The sequence below is a fragment of the Adlercreutzia muris genome (assembly GCF_041223505.1).
Classification (GTDB): domain Bacteria; phylum Actinomycetota; class Coriobacteriia; order Coriobacteriales; family Eggerthellaceae; genus Adlercreutzia; species Adlercreutzia muris.
In genome coordinates this window covers 214,261-231,267 of record NZ_JBCLQK010000003.1, presented here as the reverse complement: position 1 = coordinate 231,267, position 17,007 = coordinate 214,261, and the positions used below count along the sequence as shown (strand labels likewise).

Below are 17,007 nucleotides of genomic sequence, written 5' to 3'. Positions count from 1 at the left end.
GGGCTAGCCGATCTTCACGATGGGGGCGTAGTCGCGCAGCAGCTTCTTGGTCTGGCCGGTCTTGGCGAACTTGACGTGCAGGGTGTCGCCGTCCACCTTTACCACGATGCCACGGCCGAAGGTCTTGTGGTCCACGGCATCGCCGGCGGCGAAGGCGGCCTTGGCGGCGGCCTTCTTGCCCGCGTTCGGGTTCACCCCGGCACCAACGCGCCCCGACGCGGCCCCGCCTCGCGACACGGATCCGCTGCTGGCGGCCGTGCGGCCCGAGCCGGTAGCGGCACGGTACTCGGCGAAGGAGCGGCCGCCGGATCCCGAGGCGCTCGACCGGCCGAACACGCGGCCCTCCCCCGCCTCGGTACCCGAGCCGGCAATGCCCCGGCGGCTTCCCCGTTTCTCCCAGCCGGTGCCGGAGAAGCCCGCCGAGCCCAGACCTGTGGTCTGGCGCAGCTCGCTCGGGATCTCGCCGATGAAGCGCGAAATGGGGTTCGCGTGGGTCTGGCCGAAGATCTGGCGCTGCTGGGCGCAGGTGAGGTAGAGCTTCTTGCGGGCGCGGGTGATGGCCACATAGGCCAGCCGCCGCTCCTCTTCCACGGCCGCAGCGTCGCCCACGGAGTTCATGTGGGGAAACAGGGTCTCCTCCATGCCGGCCACCCACACGCAGTCGAACTCCAGGCCCTTGGAGGAGTGCACGGTCATGAGGGTGACGGCCTGGCCGTCCTCGGTCACCGTGTCCAGGTCGGTGCGCAGGCGCACCCACTCGATGAAGTCGGCCAGGGAATCGCCCCGCAGCACGCGCACCGGCTCCGCCTCGGGGCTCTCGCCGGCCGTGGGCGCGGCGTAGTCGGCATCCTCGGCATCATGAGTCTCCACGAACTCGTCCACTACGCCCAGAAACTCCTGGATGTTCTCAATGCGGCCGCGGGCCTCGTCGGTGCCCTCGTTCTGCAGCGCCTCGATGAGCCCGGCCTGATCGATGATGCGCTCGATGACCTTGCGCAGGTCGCCCTCGTAGCTGGCACCGTCCTTGAGAACCTGCACGAATTCGCCCACGGCCCGGCGGGTGGCCGGCCGAATGTCCTCATCGACAATGGCCAACTCGGCGGCAGTGAGGAAGGGCATGTTCAGCTCGCGGCCGAACTGGTCGATGCGCTCGATGGTGGCCTTGCCGATGCCGCGGCGCGGTACGTTCACCACGCGCTTGGCGGCGATGTCGTCGGCCGGGTTCACCACCAGGGTGAGATAGGCCATCACATCGCGGATCTCCGCGCGGTCGAAGAAGCGAGTGCCGCCGACGATGCGGTAGGGCACGCCGGCCCGCAGCAGCATGTCTTCCAGCATGCGGGACTGGGCGTTGGTGCGGTAGAACACCGCCATGTTGTTGTAGGACACGCCGTCTGCGCAGCGCTTCTCGATCTCCCCGGCGATCCAGCGACCCTCGTCCCGCTCGTCGGAGGCCATGTACACCGAGATCTTGTCGCCGTCGCCCGACGAAGTGAACAGGCGCTTCGCCTTACGGTGCTGGTTGTTGGCGATCACAGCGTTGGCGGCAGCGAGGATGTTGCCCACGCTGCGGTAGTTCTGCTCCAGCTTCACCACGCGCGCCTCGGGGTAATCGCTCTCGAACTCCAAGATGTTGCGCAGATCGGCGCCGCGCCAGGAGTAGATGGACTGGTCGTCGTCGCCCACCACCATGACATTGCGATGACCAGCAGCCAGGAGCATGGTGATGGCGTACTGGGCGCGGTTGGTGTCCTGGTACTCGTCCACCATGATATAGCGGAAGCGCTCCTGGTAGGCGGTGCGAACGTCCTCATGCTGCTTGAGCAGCAGGTAGGCGTACAGCAGCAAATCGTCGAAGTCCACGGCATTGGCCGCGCGCAAGCGCTCCTGGAGCCGCGTGTACACCTGGGCGGCCACGCGCCCTACCGGGTCGGTGGCCCGACTCTCGAAATCACCGGGCACGACGAGGTCGTTTTTCGCGCTCGAGATGCGGTTCATGAGCTGGTTGACCGGAAAGCGCTTCGGGTCGATGTTCAGCTCGGCCATGATGTCCTTATACAGGCGCTTCATGTCGTCCACATCGTAGATGGTGAAGCTCTTCGTGAAGCCCAGGCGATCGGCATCGGCCCGCAGGATACGCACGCACATGGAGTGGAAGGTGGACACCCACATGCCCCGGGCTCGGCCGCCGACGAGCTGGGCCAAACGCTCGCGCATCTCAGCCGCCGCCTTGTTGGTGAAGGTGATGGCCAGAATCTCCCAGGGCGCCGCCAGGTTCTGCTCCAAGATGTTGGCGATGCGGTAAGTAAGAACGCGGGTCTTGCCGCTTCCGGCGCCGGCCAGCACGAGCAGCGGGCCCTCGGTGGTGACAACCGCCTCGCGCTGCGGCTCGTTCAGGGTATCGATATCGATGGGCACAGGTCCGTCCTTTAACTTCGCAAACAAAGGGGCGCTCGGCCCCGAACAACGGGAAAGCCGTCCACAAGAGACGGCTTTCCATTCTATCGCCCTCTGGGGCGATACGGCGAAAGACCCATCAAGGTTTCACCGCCTGTTCGATAAACAGCGGGGCGCGGCGGGCGCGGCCGCCCTAGGCGCCCGTAGAGTCCTGCACTGCCTCTCCGGCCGGACGTGTGGCGGTGCCGGCCTCGGGGGCATCGCCGAACCAGTTGTCGTACAGCTCGTCGTAGGAGCCATCGGCCTTCAGGGCGCCCAGGGCGTCGTTGATTGTAGCAGCGAGCTCGTCGTTGCCGGCAGCCACGATAAAGGCGTAATGCTTGGCAGAGGGCACTACCTCTACCGCCTGGAGATGGGGCTCCCTCACTTTGATGTAGCGACGAAAGCGCGGCTCGTCCACAATGGCGGCCTGGGCCCGCTCGGAATTCAGCTCCATCAGGGCGTCGATGCCGTCCTCGAAGGGCACCACTTCCGCTTGGGGCAGATGCTCGGCCACCCAGGAGGCGATGGCCGGCTCGTCCTGAATGGCCACCACCGGAGCCTCGGCCGCGGCCAGAGCCTCCAGGCTGTCGAGGCCGGCGCCCATCTTCGTCAGCACCGCATAATCGGCATGCAGGTAGGGCTCGGTGCACGTAACGCCCTCCAGACCACCGTCCGTGGTGAGGGAGGAGGCACCCAGATCGGCCTCGCCGGCCGCCACCTTGGCCGCCACATCCTCGGGCTGCCCCGGCGTGATGTTCTGGTCGGCATCTTTGTGGCTCACGGCCTTGGCGAACTGCACGTCCAGACCGGCACGCTCGCCCACCAGCCGGAGCAACTCCACGGTGAAGCCGATCTGGCTCGTGCTGGTGGCCTGCTCGTAGGGCTCGCTGTTGAGCGCCGAGGCCACCATGAGCACCCCAGACTCGGCCGTGGCAGCTCCCTCGGAAGCCGTCTCGGCGCCGGATCCCGTCGAGGCGGCCTCATCGGACGAGCAGCCAGTGAGCACCGATACACAGGCGGCCAAGGCGACGGCTGCGACGAGCGCGATCACGACAGCGCCCACCGCGCGGAGGGCCACACCGAGCGGCACACGACGGTCGGGAGCGGAGAGGGACAGGTCGGTCATGGGGGTTCCTCGCTTTCGGGACGGGCTTCTTGCGGGGCGCTCGCGCGCGGGGTGCGGCCAGGGTGCGCTGCCCGGCTGCCTTCGCGCAAGCGCGCGGCTTATCGCCTCTTACCATAGCTGCGCCAAGGGAGGCCGCATCATCCCCAAGCGGCCGGCGGCATCATCCTCCGGGGGCGAATTTCAACGAAAGCGAAGCAGTTTGCCCAACAATTCCCCTCGTCTGGCCCGTGCGAGGGCCCTTCGCAACCCAACGCCCTACCATGAAAGCGAAAGGAACCGGCGAACGAGCGGGAGAGCGCCCGAAGCCGACGGCACATACCGGCGCGCTCCCGCCCCACGCCATTGTTGAGAGAGGATCTCCCATGAGCGACCACAAAGCCCGGGAATTCGAGCACGGCACAGCCCCCAAGCACTCCGAAGGCCGCAAGGAAACCTTCGCCGAGCGCGACCCCTTGGCCGCAGAGGAGCCGGCCGTGCTGGAGTCGTCGGCCGACGATTCGGAATTTCCCGCCATGCAGGAGTTCGAAGTGGACGAGGGCGGCCCCAAGGCGAACACGCGCAAACATCCCGGGCTCATATGGGCGATCATCGCCATCGTGGCCGTCATCGCGCTCTGCATCGCCTTCGCCGCCGCCGGCGACTGGATGAACCCAACCCAAGCCGAAAAGGTGCAGCAGACCGAGTTCGAGGAGCAGACCGTCCCCGAAGATTTAGGGTCGAACGAGAATCCCGATGCCGCCCGGACCGACTGGCGCACGGTCATATCCTAGGACGCGCATTCCAGCCTCAAACCCTTGGCCGGGAGCCCTGAAAGGCCCCGTCCGGCCCCATAAGCCCTGGGGAGCCTACATTACCTGCGCGCCGAAGGGCAGAAGAGACAGCTTCGCCATCTTGAGGCACTGCAGCCCAATGGGAATGCCGATGACCGTGATGCAGTAGGCCACGCCGAGCACCGCGTAGGAAATGGCCATGGGCAGGCCCGCCAAGATGAGCCAGAAGATGTTGGCGATAAGCGACGGCGCTCCCCCGCCGTAGACGATGGTCTTCCCGAAGGGCGCGAGCGTGAGCGAGGCCATCTTGAAGCACTGCCGCCCGAGCGGAATGCCGATGATGGTGATGCAGAAGACGAGGCCGGCGAAGCACCAGGCAATCGCCGTGACCAGACCACCAAAGATGATCCAGATTATGTTCGCGATCGTAGACATGGGGCAACTCGATTCGATAGAGGTGATCCTGCACGGTCGGGCCAACATGATAGCAGCATCCCTTTCGATCCCAAAGGACAAGCCAACCGCCGATGGTGACTGGAGGGCCTCCCCGAGAGCGGGCCGGGCGTCATCGATGGCACGGCGGCGCCAGCGGCCCTCGCGGCGCCGCCGACGCAAGTGCCCCCGCGAAGAGGCCGCGGACCCCTCGACGAGGAGTAGGGAGAAACAGCCTAGGCCACTACGACGAGAGACTCTTCCTCTACAACCACCTCGGTCTGGCGCTGGGCATCCAGCCGGCGATTGCGGAAGTAGACGAGCCAGTTGGCGCCAATGCACACCACGTTGATGAAATAGACGATCAGCACCCAGTTCAGATTGCCGGAAACGAATTTGGCCGCGATGCCGGCGAAGTAGCCGGCGGTAATGAGCGCGATGAACTGCCAGCTGGTGCCAGCCGCCGTGCCGGCCCGATAATTCTTGTAGGCGTTCAACGGCCACGACAGGCCGAAACAGATGAGCATGATGGCTTCGAGCACTTCCGCCATAACTCCGACCACTTCCCTTACTTTTGCACGGATATGCCAACGGGTTTTGATTCTAGGCCGTGCGGCCGCCAGGTCAACCCGCACGGCGCGAGCGGCGCCATCCGTTACCTTCCGGCCACGGCACTTCCATAGATCCTCTGCTATGCTTATCCCCATGGAAACTTGGTACGACATGCATTGCCACCTCGGCTTCGCGCCCGACCCGGCAGCGACGACCCGCGCCGGCGCCCATGTGGGCATCGGCGCATTCTCCTGCACCGTCTCGCCGGAGGAGTACGAGCGGATCGCCCCCCTCATGGCCGATGGGGCCACCGTGGCCGTGGGACTCGGAGCCCACCCGTGGCAGATCGCCGACGGCTCGGTAGACAGCGGCGCCCTCGCGCGCTTCTGCGAGCTCGCCGCTGCCACGGCCTTCATCGGCGAGGTGGGGCTCGACTTCGCCGGCCCGCGCGACGACAACGAGAGCCGCGCCGTGCAGACGGCCGCCCTCCAGCGCATCCTCGCCGCCTGCGATGACGGCGCTCCCAAGCTCATCTCGCTCCACGCCGTGAACGCCGCGGGCACCGTGCTCGATCTGCTGGAGGCGGCCGGCACGGCCCGGCGGCATTGCTGCATCTTCCACTGGTTCTCGGGCACCTCCGACGAGCTGACCCGCGCCCGCGACCTCGGCTGCTACTTCTCCGTGGGCCCCCGCATGTTGGCCTCGCGCCGCGGGCGCGCCTACGCCCGGCAGATTCCCCTCGACCGCCTGCTGCTGGAAACCGACATGCCCTCCCGCGTGGGAGAAGCGCTTCCCGCCAACGTCTGGCAGGCCGAGCTGGGCAATGCGCTTTCCGGCATTGCCCAGCTGAAAGCCATCGACCGCACCCTTCTCGCCGAGCGTCTGGCCACAACGAGCGCCGCCCTGCTTGGCACCGAGCAGGCACCGCTGCCCCGCGCCCGAAACTTCAGGTTATAATGGCCCCCATGAGCAAGAAGCCGAAGAAAATGCGCCTGGACGACCTGCTCGTCGCACGAGGGGACTTCCCCACCCGCGATGAGGCCCTGCGGGCGGTCATGGCCCGGGAAGTGCGCGTAAACGATGCATATGCGACGAGCGCTGCCGTTAAGGTGGCTCCCGATGCCGACATCTTCATTCGGGGCCGCAAGCAGTTCGTCTCCCGCGGGGGCAAGAAGCTCCAGGGGGCCCTTGATGCCTTCGGCCAAGAGGCAGCGGGCCTGAACTGCCTCGATATCGGCTCCTCCACCGGCGGCTTCACCGACTGCCTCCTGCAGGCCGGCGCGGCGCGGGTGGCGGCCCTGGACGTGAACTACGGGCAGCTGGCCTGGAAGATCCGCCAGGACCCGCGGGTGGCCGTCTTCGAGCGCACCAACATCAAGGACGCCGACCCGGCCGCACTCGGTGCCCCCTTCGATCTCATCGTCATCGACGTGTCCTTCATCGGCCTGGCGGCCCTGGCTCCGGTCTTCCCCCGCTTCAGTCGCCCGGGCACCGTCTTCATCGGGCTGGTGAAGCCCCAGTTCGAATCGGCCCACGACGAGACCGATCGCGGTGTCGTGCGCGATGCGGCCGTGCGCAGGCGCTGCGTCGAAGAGGTGAAGACCGCACTCGCCGCCGAGGAGTTCGAGGCGACCGGCGTCGTGGAATCCCCCATCACCGGCCCCGAGGGCAACGTGGAATACCTCGTCCGCGCCGTGTACCGCGGCAATTTGGAAGGGGCGGCCGACTCAGTCGATGAGTCCCTTCATTTCCGCACGAGATCTTGAGTTATGAGCGTCTCGGTTTCTCACAGCAACTACAGCTCGGGAGAGATCACGGCAAAGTACCAGGTCAGGCAGGTGCGTAGATCAACAAGTTTCCGTACTGGACCGTCTGTCGCTTCCCGAGAGGCTCATAACTCCCGATCTCGCGCAGAAAGGGCCCCCTTCGAGTGCCGAGCGAAGACTGTCAAAGCGTCGGCGCCCAAGACCCCCCCCCAGGTGCCGACGAAAAAGGCGGCCCGAAGGCCGCCTTGCGCATCGAATTCGGAGCTGCGCCCTAAGGCAGCAGCAGCTGGGCAATCTGCACGGCGTTCAGCGCGGCTCCCTTGCGAATCTGGTCGGCCACGTTCCAGAAGGCGATGCCGTGGGGCACCGTGGGATCCTGGCGCAAACGGCCGATGAAGGTGCCGTCGGTGCCAGCGAGCAGGCCGGGCATGGGATACACCTTATTGTTGGTGTCGTCCATGACCACCACGCCCGGAGCAGCCTCCAGGGCGGTACGGGCCGCATCCACCGTCACCTCGTCGGCGAACTCCACATTGATGGCCTCGCCATGGCAGCGCAGCACCGGCACGCGCACGCAGGTGGCGCTCACCTGAATGTCCTCATCGCCCATGATCTTCTTGGTCTCTACGACCATCTTCCACTCTTCCTTGGTGGAGCCGTCGTCCAGGAACACGTCGATATGGGGGATGCAGTTGAACGAGATACGATGGGCGAAGGCATCGATGACCAGCTCGTCCTCGGGGGTACCGTCCAAAAACGCACGGGTCTGGTCGTAGAGCTCGGCCATGGCCGGGGCGCCGGCGCCCGAGGCCGCCTGGTAGGTGGACACCACGACGCGCTTGATGGGTGAAAGATCGTAGAGCGGCTTCAAGGCCACCACCATCTGGATGGTGGAGCAGTTCGGGTTCGCGATGACGCCGGAATGCCAGGCCACGTCCTTGGGGTTCACCTCGGGCACCACGAGCGGCACGTCCTCGTCCATACGGAAGGCGCTCGAGTTGTCGATCATGACGGCACCGGCCGCCACCACGGCATCGCGCATCTCTTTGGACACCGAGCCGCCGGCAGAGAACAGGGCGATATCTACGCCCTCGAAGGCCGTCGGGGTCATCTCCTGCACTACCAGGTCGCCGGCCGGCACCAGGCCGCAGCCCGCGAAGGGCACCTTCTTGCCCGCCGACCGCGCGCTGGCCAGCGCCCGCACTTCAGAAGCGGGAAAATCCACATCGTGCAGTACGCGCAGAAACTCCTGTCCCACCGCGCCCGTGGCCCCCGCCACGGCAACTACCGGGTTCGCGGGCATCTCTTTCATCCAAGCCATGGGTTCTCTCCCCTTCTCTCGTGTGTTCTGCTCGGTTGTGCGGCAAGGGCATGGGCCCTTGCCCTACTTCTTCACATCACCGGTTCGCCCAAGGAAGTCAGCGAGGGTTCGACCGGTGCCTGGCATTGGGCCGAACCGCGGCCGAGCGGCCTTCGCGCCGCGAGGGAAAGCGGTGAAGCGCAAGGCCAGGTGCCCGTCGGAACCGCAGCATCGGCCCGTTCCGTCGTTGCATAGCAACGACGGAACATCACCGCCCCTTCTTCATCTTCGCGGCAATTTCCTCGGCAGACAGCTGGGTTTCCACGAACAGGTCGTCGGAGTCCAGACCGAAGGCGGTGTGCAGGCACTGGACCGCCTGGGCCGCCTGGGCCGCGTCCACGATCACCGACAGGCGAATGGGGGACGTGGAGATGGCCACGATGTTGATGTTGTTGTCGCCCAGGGTCTGGAAGGCCCGCGAGGCCACGCCTGGAGACGACTTCATGCCGGTGCCCACCAGGCTCACCTTCGCGATGTCCTCGTCCACGATGAACTCGCGACCACCGATCTCGGGCACCACACGGGCCAAGGTCTCTTGGGCCCGGCCCAGATCGGCACCGGGGGTGGTGAACGAGATGTCGGTGACACCACCCTCGGCCACGTTCTGAATGATCATGTCGAGGTTCACGTTGTTGGCGGCCAGGGCCGAGAACATCTTCGCGGCCACGGCGGGAGCGTCGGGCAGCCCGCGCACGGTGACCTTCACCTCGGACGTGTCGCTCGCGATGCCGGTGATGACGGCTTCTTCCATTTCGTACTCCTCCTTGATATAGGTGCCTTCTGCCTCGGAGAACGCCGAGCGGGAATGGATGACCACCTTCCACTTGCGCGCGAACTCCACCGCGCGGCTCTGGAGCACCCCCGAGCCGGCGCTGGAGAGCTCCAGCATGTCGTCGTAGCAGACGGAATCGAGCTTGCGGGCCCGCGGGGCCACGCGGGGGTCGGTGGTGTAGACGCCGTCCACGTCGGAATAGATCTCGCACACATCGGCGTTGATGCCCCAGGCGATGGCCACGGCTGTGGTGTCCGAGCCGCCGCGGCCCAGGGTGGTGATGTCTCCATTGGCGTCGATGCCTTGGAATCCGGCCACGACGGGAATGTAGCCGGCCTCCAAGGCATCCAAGATGCGCTCGTTGTGCACCTTGATGATCTTGGCCTTATTGTGGGTACCGTCGGTCTCGATGCCGGCCTGACGGCCGGTGAAGCTCATGGACTTGTAGCCCATGGACTCAATGGCCATGGCCAAAAGAGTCATGGACACCTGCTCGCCGGTGGACAGCAGCCGATCCAGCTCGCGGGCGGGGGGTGCCGCAGTCACGGCACTCGCGAGGCCCATGAGCTCATCGGTGGTCTTGCCCATGGCCGAAACCACGGCCACAACCTCCACTCCCTGCTGCCGCATGCGCACCAGACGCTTCGCGACGTTCTTGATGCGCTCGGGCGACGCGACCGAGGTACCGCCGAACTTCGCTACGATCAAAGACATGGCACCCTCTCCTCTTCAGCATGCGGGGAATTGCCTTGCGGATACTAGTGGGCTCACTATAGCAAAAACAAGGCCATGTGTCGGTTTTCCGACGGTAGACGGGCGCGGGCCGCTGACGGAACGCCCATTGTTTATGATGGCCCTGTTGCGTACTATAGGCACTTCGTCGAGCGCCCCGGGCCTCGGCGCCCTGCCATCCGAAGCTATCGGGAGGAGCCTGTATGCCGACCACCATCGCCCGCGACCCCCTCGTCGCGGGCCCGCACCGCCGCCGCATCGCGCGCCGCCGGAAGCTCTGCGCCCTGCGTCTCGCACCCGTCGCAGGCCGCCCCCGAACGGCCGCGCCCGCCAGCGCCCCGATGCCGCGGGCAGGGGTGCCGTCGTGCTAGAGACCGCCTTTACCCTCCCCTTCTGGTTCGAGTTCGCCGCTACGGTCACCGGCGGCCTGTCCGGTGGCATGTCCGCCGTGCGGGCCCGCTACGACATCTTCGGCACCGTGGCCATCGCCTGCATCACCGGTATGGGCGGCGGCATCATCCGGGACATCCTCCTGCAGAATTACGGCCTCTACGCCTTCCAGAGCCCCTGGTTCCTGCTGTCCTGTGCCGTGGCCGGCGTGGTGGTGTTCTATTTCGGCAAACTGGCCACCTACCTGGACCCCATCGTGGATCTGCTCGACAACATATCGGTGGCCCTGTGGGCCATTATCGGCGCGTCGAAGAGCCTGTCGGCCGGGCTCACCATCATTCCCTCGGTGGTGCTCGGCACCATCACGGCCATCGGCGGCGGCATCTCCCGCGACGTGCTCATGAACCGGCCGCCCGTAGCCTTCCAAACCGGCCCCATCTACGGTTCGGCAGCCCTCATCGGCTGCATCGTGTACTGTCCCCTGAAGGCCAACGGCATCCTGCCCGACTCCGCCGGTTTCCTCTGCGCGGCCCTCATCATGGCCCTGCGCTACCTGTCCCTCATCATGGGCTGGCGCACCAAGCCGCCTCGGGATTACTCCGACCGCGTCGTGGAAAGCGTCGTGCGGCCCGCTCGCTTCATCGCCCGCAAGGTGCACGTGCCCATGGGCAAGACGGCTCGCGAACGCCAGGGAAACACCCGCCTCGAGCGCTTCAGGCGCCAGGGCAAGCGCCTCTACGACCGCCTGAGTGGCCGCTGGATGGACGAGACCGGCGAGCAGATGCAGCCTACGGTGCTCATGGACAAGCTGGAACTGCCCGTGGTGGAGGCCCCTGCCGCGGGCCGCGGCACCGAGGTTGGCAGCCCCGATCCCTCCGACCGCCTCTTCGTGGACCGCGACGAGCTGTACCGCATCATCGGCCTGGATCCCAGCCCCGAGCCCGAGCCGTCCTGCGACCCCTTCGAGCCCCAGACTCCTGAGCCGGCCCGCCATCGCTCCAAGAGCCAGGTGAAAGCCGGCAACCCCCGCACCCGCAAGAAAGCGGAGGCGGAGGCGCACGAGCCAACGGCCCCGAATCTCCGAGACGCCGAGGCCGGGAAAGACGCTGGGGCCGCCCCCAACGAACAGGCCCCCGATCCAGCTGATTAGCAGTCTGCGCACAGCACGAGGGTCCCGGCACCGTGCCGGGACCCTCGCCTTTACAACGCGTTCTTGCGCAGCGTCCCTACAAGGATGCGGCGCCCGAAGCGCTACATGTTCTTCAGCAGGATGGTGCTCATGAGATCGGCTGTGTGCTCGCAGGCATCGCAGCAGCTTTCCATATGATCGTAGAGGCGCGACCATTTCAGCACGTGCACCGGCTCGTCGGCATGGTTCACGTGCAGGTTGCGGATAACTTCCACGTACAGCGTGTCGGCCTCGTCCTCGTAGTTGCTCACCTCGATGACCAGCTGCTTGAAGCTCTTGGAGCGCTTGAAGTTGCGGAAGTCCTCCATGGCCACATGCACCGCCTTGCAGGACTTGCGGATGAGCGTGGCGAAGCGCTTGGCATCGTCGGGGATCTGGTGCACGTCGTACATGTACAGGTACTGGAGCACATCCTCCATCTCATCGAGGATGTTGTCGAGGGCCTGGGCCAAAGCCACGATGTCCTCGCGATCGAACGGCGGCATGAAATCGCCGGCCACCTGCTTGTAGATATCGTGGTTGATGGTGTCGCCACCGTGCTCCAGCTCGTGGGCCTCCTCCAACATGGGGCGCAGGGCCGCGGCATCGGTGAACTCGTCCATGGCGCGGATGAGCACGCCGGCCTCCTGGACGGCCAGATCGGACAGCTCCTCGTAGGCGCTGAAATAATCGTACTTGTGCTTCTTACCCACTGTGTTCTCCTTTTCGCGTTACAGGATCATAAGAAACAACTTCGCGCAGATGTAGCCGAGGATGCCGCAACCGGGAAAGGTGAGCACCCACGTCTTCACCATGTCGATGGCAATGGACCACTTCACGCTCCGAGGACTCTTGGCCGCCCCCACGCCCATGATGGCCGTGGTGTTGGTATGGGTGGTCGAAACGGGAAGGCCACCGAAGGTGGCCAGGAAAAGGCTCACGAACGTAGACAGGGACGCGGCGAAGCCCTGGAAGGCCTCAAGCTTCACCATGTCCATGCCCACGGACTTGATGATGCGCTCGCCGCCCACAGCAGTGCCGAAGCCCATGTTAAACGCGCAGAAGATCATGAGCCACATGGGCATGACCACGCCAGAGAGGTCCATGCCCATGCCGGCGGTCATCATGATGGCCAGCATGAAGATGGACATGAACTTCTGGCCGTCCTGGGCGCCGTGCATGAAAGCCACCGCGGCCCCCGAGCCCACCTGGGCCCACTTGAAGAAGCGGTTGGCCCGGACCCGGTCGGCGTTGCGGAAGGCGCGCCCGATGATCTTGTAGTTGATCCAGCCGAGGCCGAAGCCGAGCAGGGTGGACAGCAGAATGCCGTAGACCACCTTCATCCACTCGGCGCCGTTGATGGCGTCCAGGCTGCCCTGCACGGCGATGGCCGCGCCGGTAAGGCCGGCGATGAGCGAATGGGACTGGGAGGTGGGAATGCCGAACCACCAAGCCGCCGCGCCCCACACGATGATGGCCACCATGGCGGCCATCAGGGCCGTCAGCGCCTGATGGGAGTCGCCGCCGAAGTCCACCATGGAGAAGATGGTGTGGGCCACGGCCGTGGACACGAGGGATACGAGCAGAAGCCCGAGGAAATTGAATACGGCCGCCATGATGATGGCGTGACGCGGCTTCATGGCACGAGTTGAAACCGCCGTGGCGATGGCGTTAGGCGCGTCGGTGGCGCCGTTGACGATGATGACGCCGATATTGAGCAGCGTCACCACCAGCAAAATAGGGTTCTGCATCAGCTCAGAGAGGAAAAAAGCCCACTCGATGGTCACGGAGTTCCTTCCAACAGACGGTTCGATGCCGAAAAGCGCACCGCCTTAATTCTACCCTATGGCAGGACGCCTTACCGTGCAAACTCCCCGTCTTTTTTGTCAATCTTAGCTCAACCCGATTCCGAATGGCCGTGGAGGGGCTCAGCGGGACGCTACCGCAGGCTGGCCGGATCTTCCTCTCGAGCAGACAGCCCCTCGGCCTCGCGATCGATCAGCAACAGCAGCTCGGCTTGGGAATGGACACCCAGCTTCCCGTACAGATTCCGCATATGGGTCTTCACCGTTGACTGACTGACCACCAACTTCTCAGCGATATAGGGGGCCCGGTAGTTTTGGGCCAGCAGGAACAGCACGTCGCGCTCCCGCGGCGTCAGCTCGAAGCGATCCCCCACCATGGCGCACAAATGCTCCATGGCAGGCCTCAACGGCGCCCCGGCCACGGGCATCGGCACCCTCGCGGCCCCGCGGCCGGGCGCATCGGCGGATACGGCCATCACCCCCGCATGCTGATGCACATACAGAAGCGCCAGCACGCTGGCCACGGCGAACACCGCCAACACGGCCACCACGGCCACGGCCGCATAGGCCGATGCAGGCAGCACGGCATGCAGCCCCGAGAACAAAGCCCGGGCCGCAATCAGAAAGGCGAAGGAGCCGTACAGCGGCGCCGAGGACACGAAACCCCCTTTCCGCGGCGGAAACAGAAACGGCGTCATCAGCACATAGAACAGAACGATCTTGTAGGTGGAATCCACGATGAGGAAGTGCAGCGCCCACAGGTCATTGGCCAAGGAGGCCGTATAGAAGGCCATGAACGTCACCGGTACTACCACCAGATCGAACACGAGCACGAAGCTGCGGCTCCACGCAAAGCGCAGGATAAGCCCGACGACCCCGCCTCCGATGATGATGGCCGCCCCGATGGCCGCCTGGATATCGGCCGAGGCCACGGCCTGTTGTTGCAGCTGCATCCACGAGTGCTGGGTGGAAATAGTGGTCGCACGGCACAGCAGAGGCAGTACCACCAGCCCCACGGCCACCACGCGCTCCCGCATTGTTGCCAAGGTGAAGACGGGCAGCGCCGGCGACGGGGCAGCGGGGCAGCGATCGGGGCGAAAGGACACCAGCGCGGCACCGGCCACCACGGGCAGCAGCCCGAGAAACCCATCGACGACCACCTGGGGCACGAAGGCCAGCGCCAGCGTGGCCACGCCCGACAAGAGGCAGCCCGCCGCTATCACGCACGCAGCCCTCCAGGCACCCAGGTCGATCAAACGCTCGCCCCACAGCACCACGAGCAAGCCCGTGCTGATGCGGTAGGCGATGCGAATCTGCACCATGACGGCATCATCGAATCCGATGCCCCACATTACCAGCCAGGTGGACAAAGTCGCTACCGCGGCCGTCACCGCGCGCACCGCGCCCAAAGCCGCCCCGTGGCGGCGACCCCGCGCCAACGCCATGCCCACCGCGCCGATGAGAATCGCCTCGAACACATAGGGCACGGGGGCGAACATCGAGAAGCTCACGGCATGTCCCACGGGCATGCGCTGGATCTCCAGCACCATAAGGGCGCAGGCCACACCTATGACGGCGCAGCGCGTACCTCGTAAAGACGCTTTGAGCGAACGCGACGAATCCATGGCTGTCCCTCCCCTTTTCACTGCACCGTTATATCAGAAAAACGGTATGAACGCGGTTCCCACCTCCAATTTCATACCGTTTGTGGGAGGTGCGCGACCGCCCGACCGAGTACGGTAGGTGCCGCGGGCCATGCACCCGAGGTCCCATTGGGGCGCGGGTTGCGACCCGTCACGCGACCGAAGTGCAACATGTGAAAGGAGAGGGAGTCGTGGAACTGAATCGTCGAGACTTTCTGAAGGGCGCGCTGGCAGTGGGTGCCGTCAGCGCCGCAGGTGCCGGGTTGACGGCGTGCGCGCCGGCAGCCAAGGACAACCCACAGACCGCCGAGACCGGCGGCATCGAGTACCCCGCGGGCCTGCAGGAGAGCGATTTCAAGGAGTCACCCGTCGAGCTTGCCCCCATCACTGAATTCGCCGACGAGAAGACCTACGATGTCGTGGTCGTCGGCGCTGGCACTGGCGGCGTGCCGGCGGCCCTGTCCGCCCTCGAGGAGGGCGCGACTGTCGCCGTGCTCCAAAAGGAGTCGAAGGCCATCGCCCAGGGCGGCACCTGTTCTGGCGTGCTTCTGGACGAGAGCGACGAGCAGGGCGTCATGAACTACATCCAGGGCTTCTTGGAGGACTGCGGCTGGCGCGCCGATCGCAAGCTGGCCGAGACCTACTGCAAATACTCCGGCGAGGCCATCCGCTGGACCCAGGTGCGCACCGCCGAGGCGGGCTTTCCGCCCTACACCGTGCGCCCCACGGCCGTCACCGAGTACGAGGACGGATCGAAGTGCTCCCGCCGTTCCATCATGTTCGGCCCGAAGCCCTTCAACAACGGCACCATGGTGGAGCACTTGGCCGAGCTGGCCGCCGAGCGCGGCGTGGAGTTCTTCTACTCCACCCCCGGCGTGCAGCTGGTCACCGACGAGTCTGGCGCCGTGACCGGCGTCATCGGCAAAAGCGGCAACGACTACATCAAGTTCAATGCCACCAAGGGCGTCATCCTGTCCACGGGCGACTACCAGAACAACCAGAGCCTCGTGGAGCGCTACTGCCCCGACGTGAAGGATTTCGACCGCAAGCAGAGCGGCAAGACCGGTGACGGCATCCTCATGGCCATGGCCATCGGGGGAGGCTTCGTGCCCGTGGGTCACTCCCACATGCTGCACGACTTCGACTCAGGCCCCATGTTCAACGAGCCCTTCCTCACCGTGAACGAGAACGGCGAGCGCTTCATGAACGAGGACTGCGTATTCGAGGAGATCAATTGCGTGCTGCGCAACCAACCCAAGCCCGGCTGGTACTCCCAGATCTTCGATGACGACTACATCGCCCAGGTGACCGAATGGGGCGGCAAGCCCACCGACAAGGAGAAGATCAAGCCCTACATGCCCGATGTGGAGATGGATCGCTCCGGCGAGAGCGGCGCCAACGTCATCGAGGGCCTCATCGACACCTACTGCTGCGACACACTGGACGAGCTGGCCGGCAAGCTGGGCATCCCGGCCGACGCCCTGAAGAAGTCGGTGGAGCGCTACAACGAGCTCGTCGACGCGGGCTTCGATGCCGACTTCGGCAAGCAGGCCAAGTACCTGAGGAAGGTCGAGAAGGCGCCGTTCTGGGGCATCCACAAGCACGTGCGCGTATCCGCCCTGTGCGCCGGCGCCACGGTGAACGAGAACTACCAGGCCACCCGCACCGATGGAGAGGTCATCCCGAACCTGTGGATCACCGGCTTCTCCGCGGGTCAGCTGTGCGGCGCCCCCGACTGGTCCATGTACCAGGGCGGCATGTCCGCCGGCCACTGCATCATGACCGGCCGCATCTGCGGCATCCAGGCCGCCACGGGCGGCAAGCTGGAGGCCGCGACCCCCATCACCGAGGCCGATGTGGTTGCCGTCTCCGCCTAATCCGCCCCACCTCCACGAGAAGGCCTGGGGCCGATACCCCAAAATGTCGGATCCCGGCCTCTTGGCCCCGCCCTCCCCCATGCGCCCCGCACCCCTCCCGGCGGGGCGCTTTTGCGCAAATGCAACCTGCAGGAACCGTGAAAGCAGGACTCCCCCGCAAGCCGGCCAACCCCCA

The 17,007-nt window shown here is 65.5% G+C and carries 14 protein-coding genes; 5 read left to right on the top strand and 9 right to left on the bottom strand.

Translation table 11 applies throughout. The annotated features are described in order from the left end of the window. Positions 1-3 precede the first annotated feature (3 nt). Positions 4-2,418, bottom strand: coding sequence for an ATP-dependent helicase (locus tag AAK988_RS04705; protein ID WP_369872913.1), 2,415 nt, complete (start codon positions 2,416-2,418; stop codon positions 4-6). A 172-nt stretch (positions 2,419-2,590) separates the two neighbouring features. Beyond that, positions 2,591-3,565 (bottom strand): substrate-binding periplasmic protein, encoded by a 975-nt coding sequence (locus AAK988_RS04700; RefSeq protein ID WP_369872914.1) that lies wholly within the window; start codon positions 3,563-3,565, stop codon positions 2,591-2,593. A 362-nt stretch (positions 3,566-3,927) separates the two neighbouring features. Here AAK988_RS04700 and AAK988_RS04695 point away from each other — a divergent pair, with 362 nt between their 5' ends. Beyond that, positions 3,928-4,335, top strand: coding sequence for a hypothetical protein (locus tag AAK988_RS04695; RefSeq protein WP_369872915.1), 408 nt, complete (start codon positions 3,928-3,930; stop codon positions 4,333-4,335). A 75-nt stretch (positions 4,336-4,410) separates the two neighbouring features. Here the strand turns inward: AAK988_RS04695 and AAK988_RS04690 are convergent, their stop codons facing one another. Together AAK988_RS04690 and AAK988_RS04685 are read right to left on the bottom strand one after the other, a co-directional pair. Beyond that, positions 4,411-4,770, bottom strand: coding sequence for a YccF domain-containing protein (locus AAK988_RS04690; RefSeq protein ID WP_242369103.1), 360 nt, complete (start codon positions 4,768-4,770; stop codon positions 4,411-4,413). Positions 4,771-5,003: 233 nt separating this feature from the next. Further along, the gene (locus AAK988_RS04685) at positions 5,004-5,318 is read right to left on the bottom strand and encodes a hypothetical protein (protein ID WP_135970990.1); all 315 of its coding nucleotides are present in this window, start codon (positions 5,316-5,318) and stop codon (positions 5,004-5,006) included. A gap of 172 nt (positions 5,319-5,490) precedes the next feature. Here AAK988_RS04685 and AAK988_RS04680 point away from each other — a divergent pair, with 172 nt between their 5' ends. Next, entirely contained in the window at positions 5,491-6,276 is a 786-nt protein-coding gene (locus tag AAK988_RS04680; RefSeq protein ID WP_369872916.1) for a TatD family hydrolase, read from the top strand. A gap of 8 nt (positions 6,277-6,284) precedes the next feature. Next, a complete protein-coding gene (locus AAK988_RS04675; RefSeq protein WP_369872917.1) occupies positions 6,285-7,085 on the top strand; it encodes a TlyA family RNA methyltransferase in 801 nt (266 codons plus the stop codon). Positions 7,086-7,356: 271 nt separating this feature from the next. Here AAK988_RS04675 and AAK988_RS04670 read toward each other — a convergent pair whose 3' ends face one another. Then, on the bottom strand, positions 7,357-8,406 hold the full coding sequence (locus AAK988_RS04670) for an aspartate-semialdehyde dehydrogenase (RefSeq protein WP_369872918.1): 1,050 nt from the start codon (positions 8,404-8,406) through the stop codon (positions 7,357-7,359). A gap of 247 nt (positions 8,407-8,653) precedes the next feature. After that, complete coding sequence (locus AAK988_RS04665; RefSeq protein WP_135970994.1) at positions 8,654-9,931, bottom strand: aspartate kinase; 1,278 nt, start codon at positions 9,929-9,931, stop codon at positions 8,654-8,656. Positions 9,932-10,313: 382 nt separating this feature from the next. On the opposite strand from AAK988_RS04665, the gene AAK988_RS04660 reads away from it, so the two are divergent. Further along, positions 10,314-11,489 carry a trimeric intracellular cation channel family protein gene (locus tag AAK988_RS04660; protein WP_369872919.1) on the top strand — a complete coding sequence of 392 codons (1,176 nt, stop codon included), beginning with the start codon at positions 10,314-10,316 and terminating at the stop codon, positions 11,487-11,489. Positions 11,490-11,590: 101 nt separating this feature from the next. Here the strand turns inward: AAK988_RS04660 and AAK988_RS04655 are convergent, their stop codons facing one another. The 3 genes from AAK988_RS04655 to AAK988_RS04645 all read right to left on the bottom strand — a co-directional run bounded on the left by AAK988_RS04655 (position 11,591) and on the right by AAK988_RS04645 (position 14,937). Then, positions 11,591-12,220, bottom strand: a complete 630-nt coding sequence (locus AAK988_RS04655; protein WP_135970996.1) for a DUF47 domain-containing protein — start codon at positions 12,218-12,220, stop codon at positions 11,591-11,593. 18 nt (positions 12,221-12,238) lie between these two features. Then, positions 12,239-13,294, bottom strand: a complete 1,056-nt coding sequence (locus tag AAK988_RS04650; protein ID WP_151430575.1) for an inorganic phosphate transporter — start codon at positions 13,292-13,294, stop codon at positions 12,239-12,241. 152 nt (positions 13,295-13,446) lie between these two features. Further along, a complete protein-coding gene (locus AAK988_RS04645) occupies positions 13,447-14,937 on the bottom strand; it encodes a helix-turn-helix transcriptional regulator (RefSeq protein ID WP_369880463.1) in 1,491 nt (496 codons plus the stop codon). A 209-nt stretch (positions 14,938-15,146) separates the two neighbouring features. Here AAK988_RS04645 and AAK988_RS04640 point away from each other — a divergent pair, with 209 nt between their 5' ends. Next, positions 15,147-16,832 (top strand): FAD-dependent oxidoreductase, encoded by a 1,686-nt coding sequence (locus tag AAK988_RS04640; RefSeq protein WP_262998972.1) that lies wholly within the window; start codon positions 15,147-15,149, stop codon positions 16,830-16,832. Positions 16,833-17,007 lie beyond the last annotated feature (175 nt).

Coding starts and splice junctions, on each gene's coding strand:
- AAK988_RS04665 (WP_135970994.1), bottom strand. CDS start 9,931: ATGTCTTTGATCGTAGCGAAGTTCGGCGGTACCTCGGTCGCGTCGCCC.
- AAK988_RS04690 (WP_242369103.1), bottom strand. CDS start 4,770: ATGTCTACGATCGCGAACATAATCTGGATCATCTTTGGTGGTCTGGTC.
- AAK988_RS04685 (WP_135970990.1), bottom strand. CDS start 5,318: ATGGCGGAAGTGCTCGAAGCCATCATGCTCATCTGTTTCGGCCTGTCG.
- AAK988_RS04675 (WP_369872917.1), top strand. CDS start 6,285: ATGAGCAAGAAGCCGAAGAAAATGCGCCTGGACGACCTGCTCGTCGCA.
- AAK988_RS04700 (WP_369872914.1), bottom strand. CDS start 3,565: ATGACCGACCTGTCCCTCTCCGCTCCCGACCGTCGTGTGCCGCTCGGT.
- AAK988_RS04680 (WP_369872916.1), top strand. CDS start 5,491: ATGCATTGCCACCTCGGCTTCGCGCCCGACCCGGCAGCGACGACCCGC.
- AAK988_RS04645 (WP_369880463.1), bottom strand. CDS start 14,937: ATGGATTCGTCGCGTTCGCTCAAAGCGTCTTTACGAGGTACGCGCTGC.
- AAK988_RS04695 (WP_369872915.1), top strand. CDS start 3,928: ATGAGCGACCACAAAGCCCGGGAATTCGAGCACGGCACAGCCCCCAAG.
- AAK988_RS04670 (WP_369872918.1), bottom strand. CDS start 8,406: ATGGCTTGGATGAAAGAGATGCCCGCGAACCCGGTAGTTGCCGTGGCG.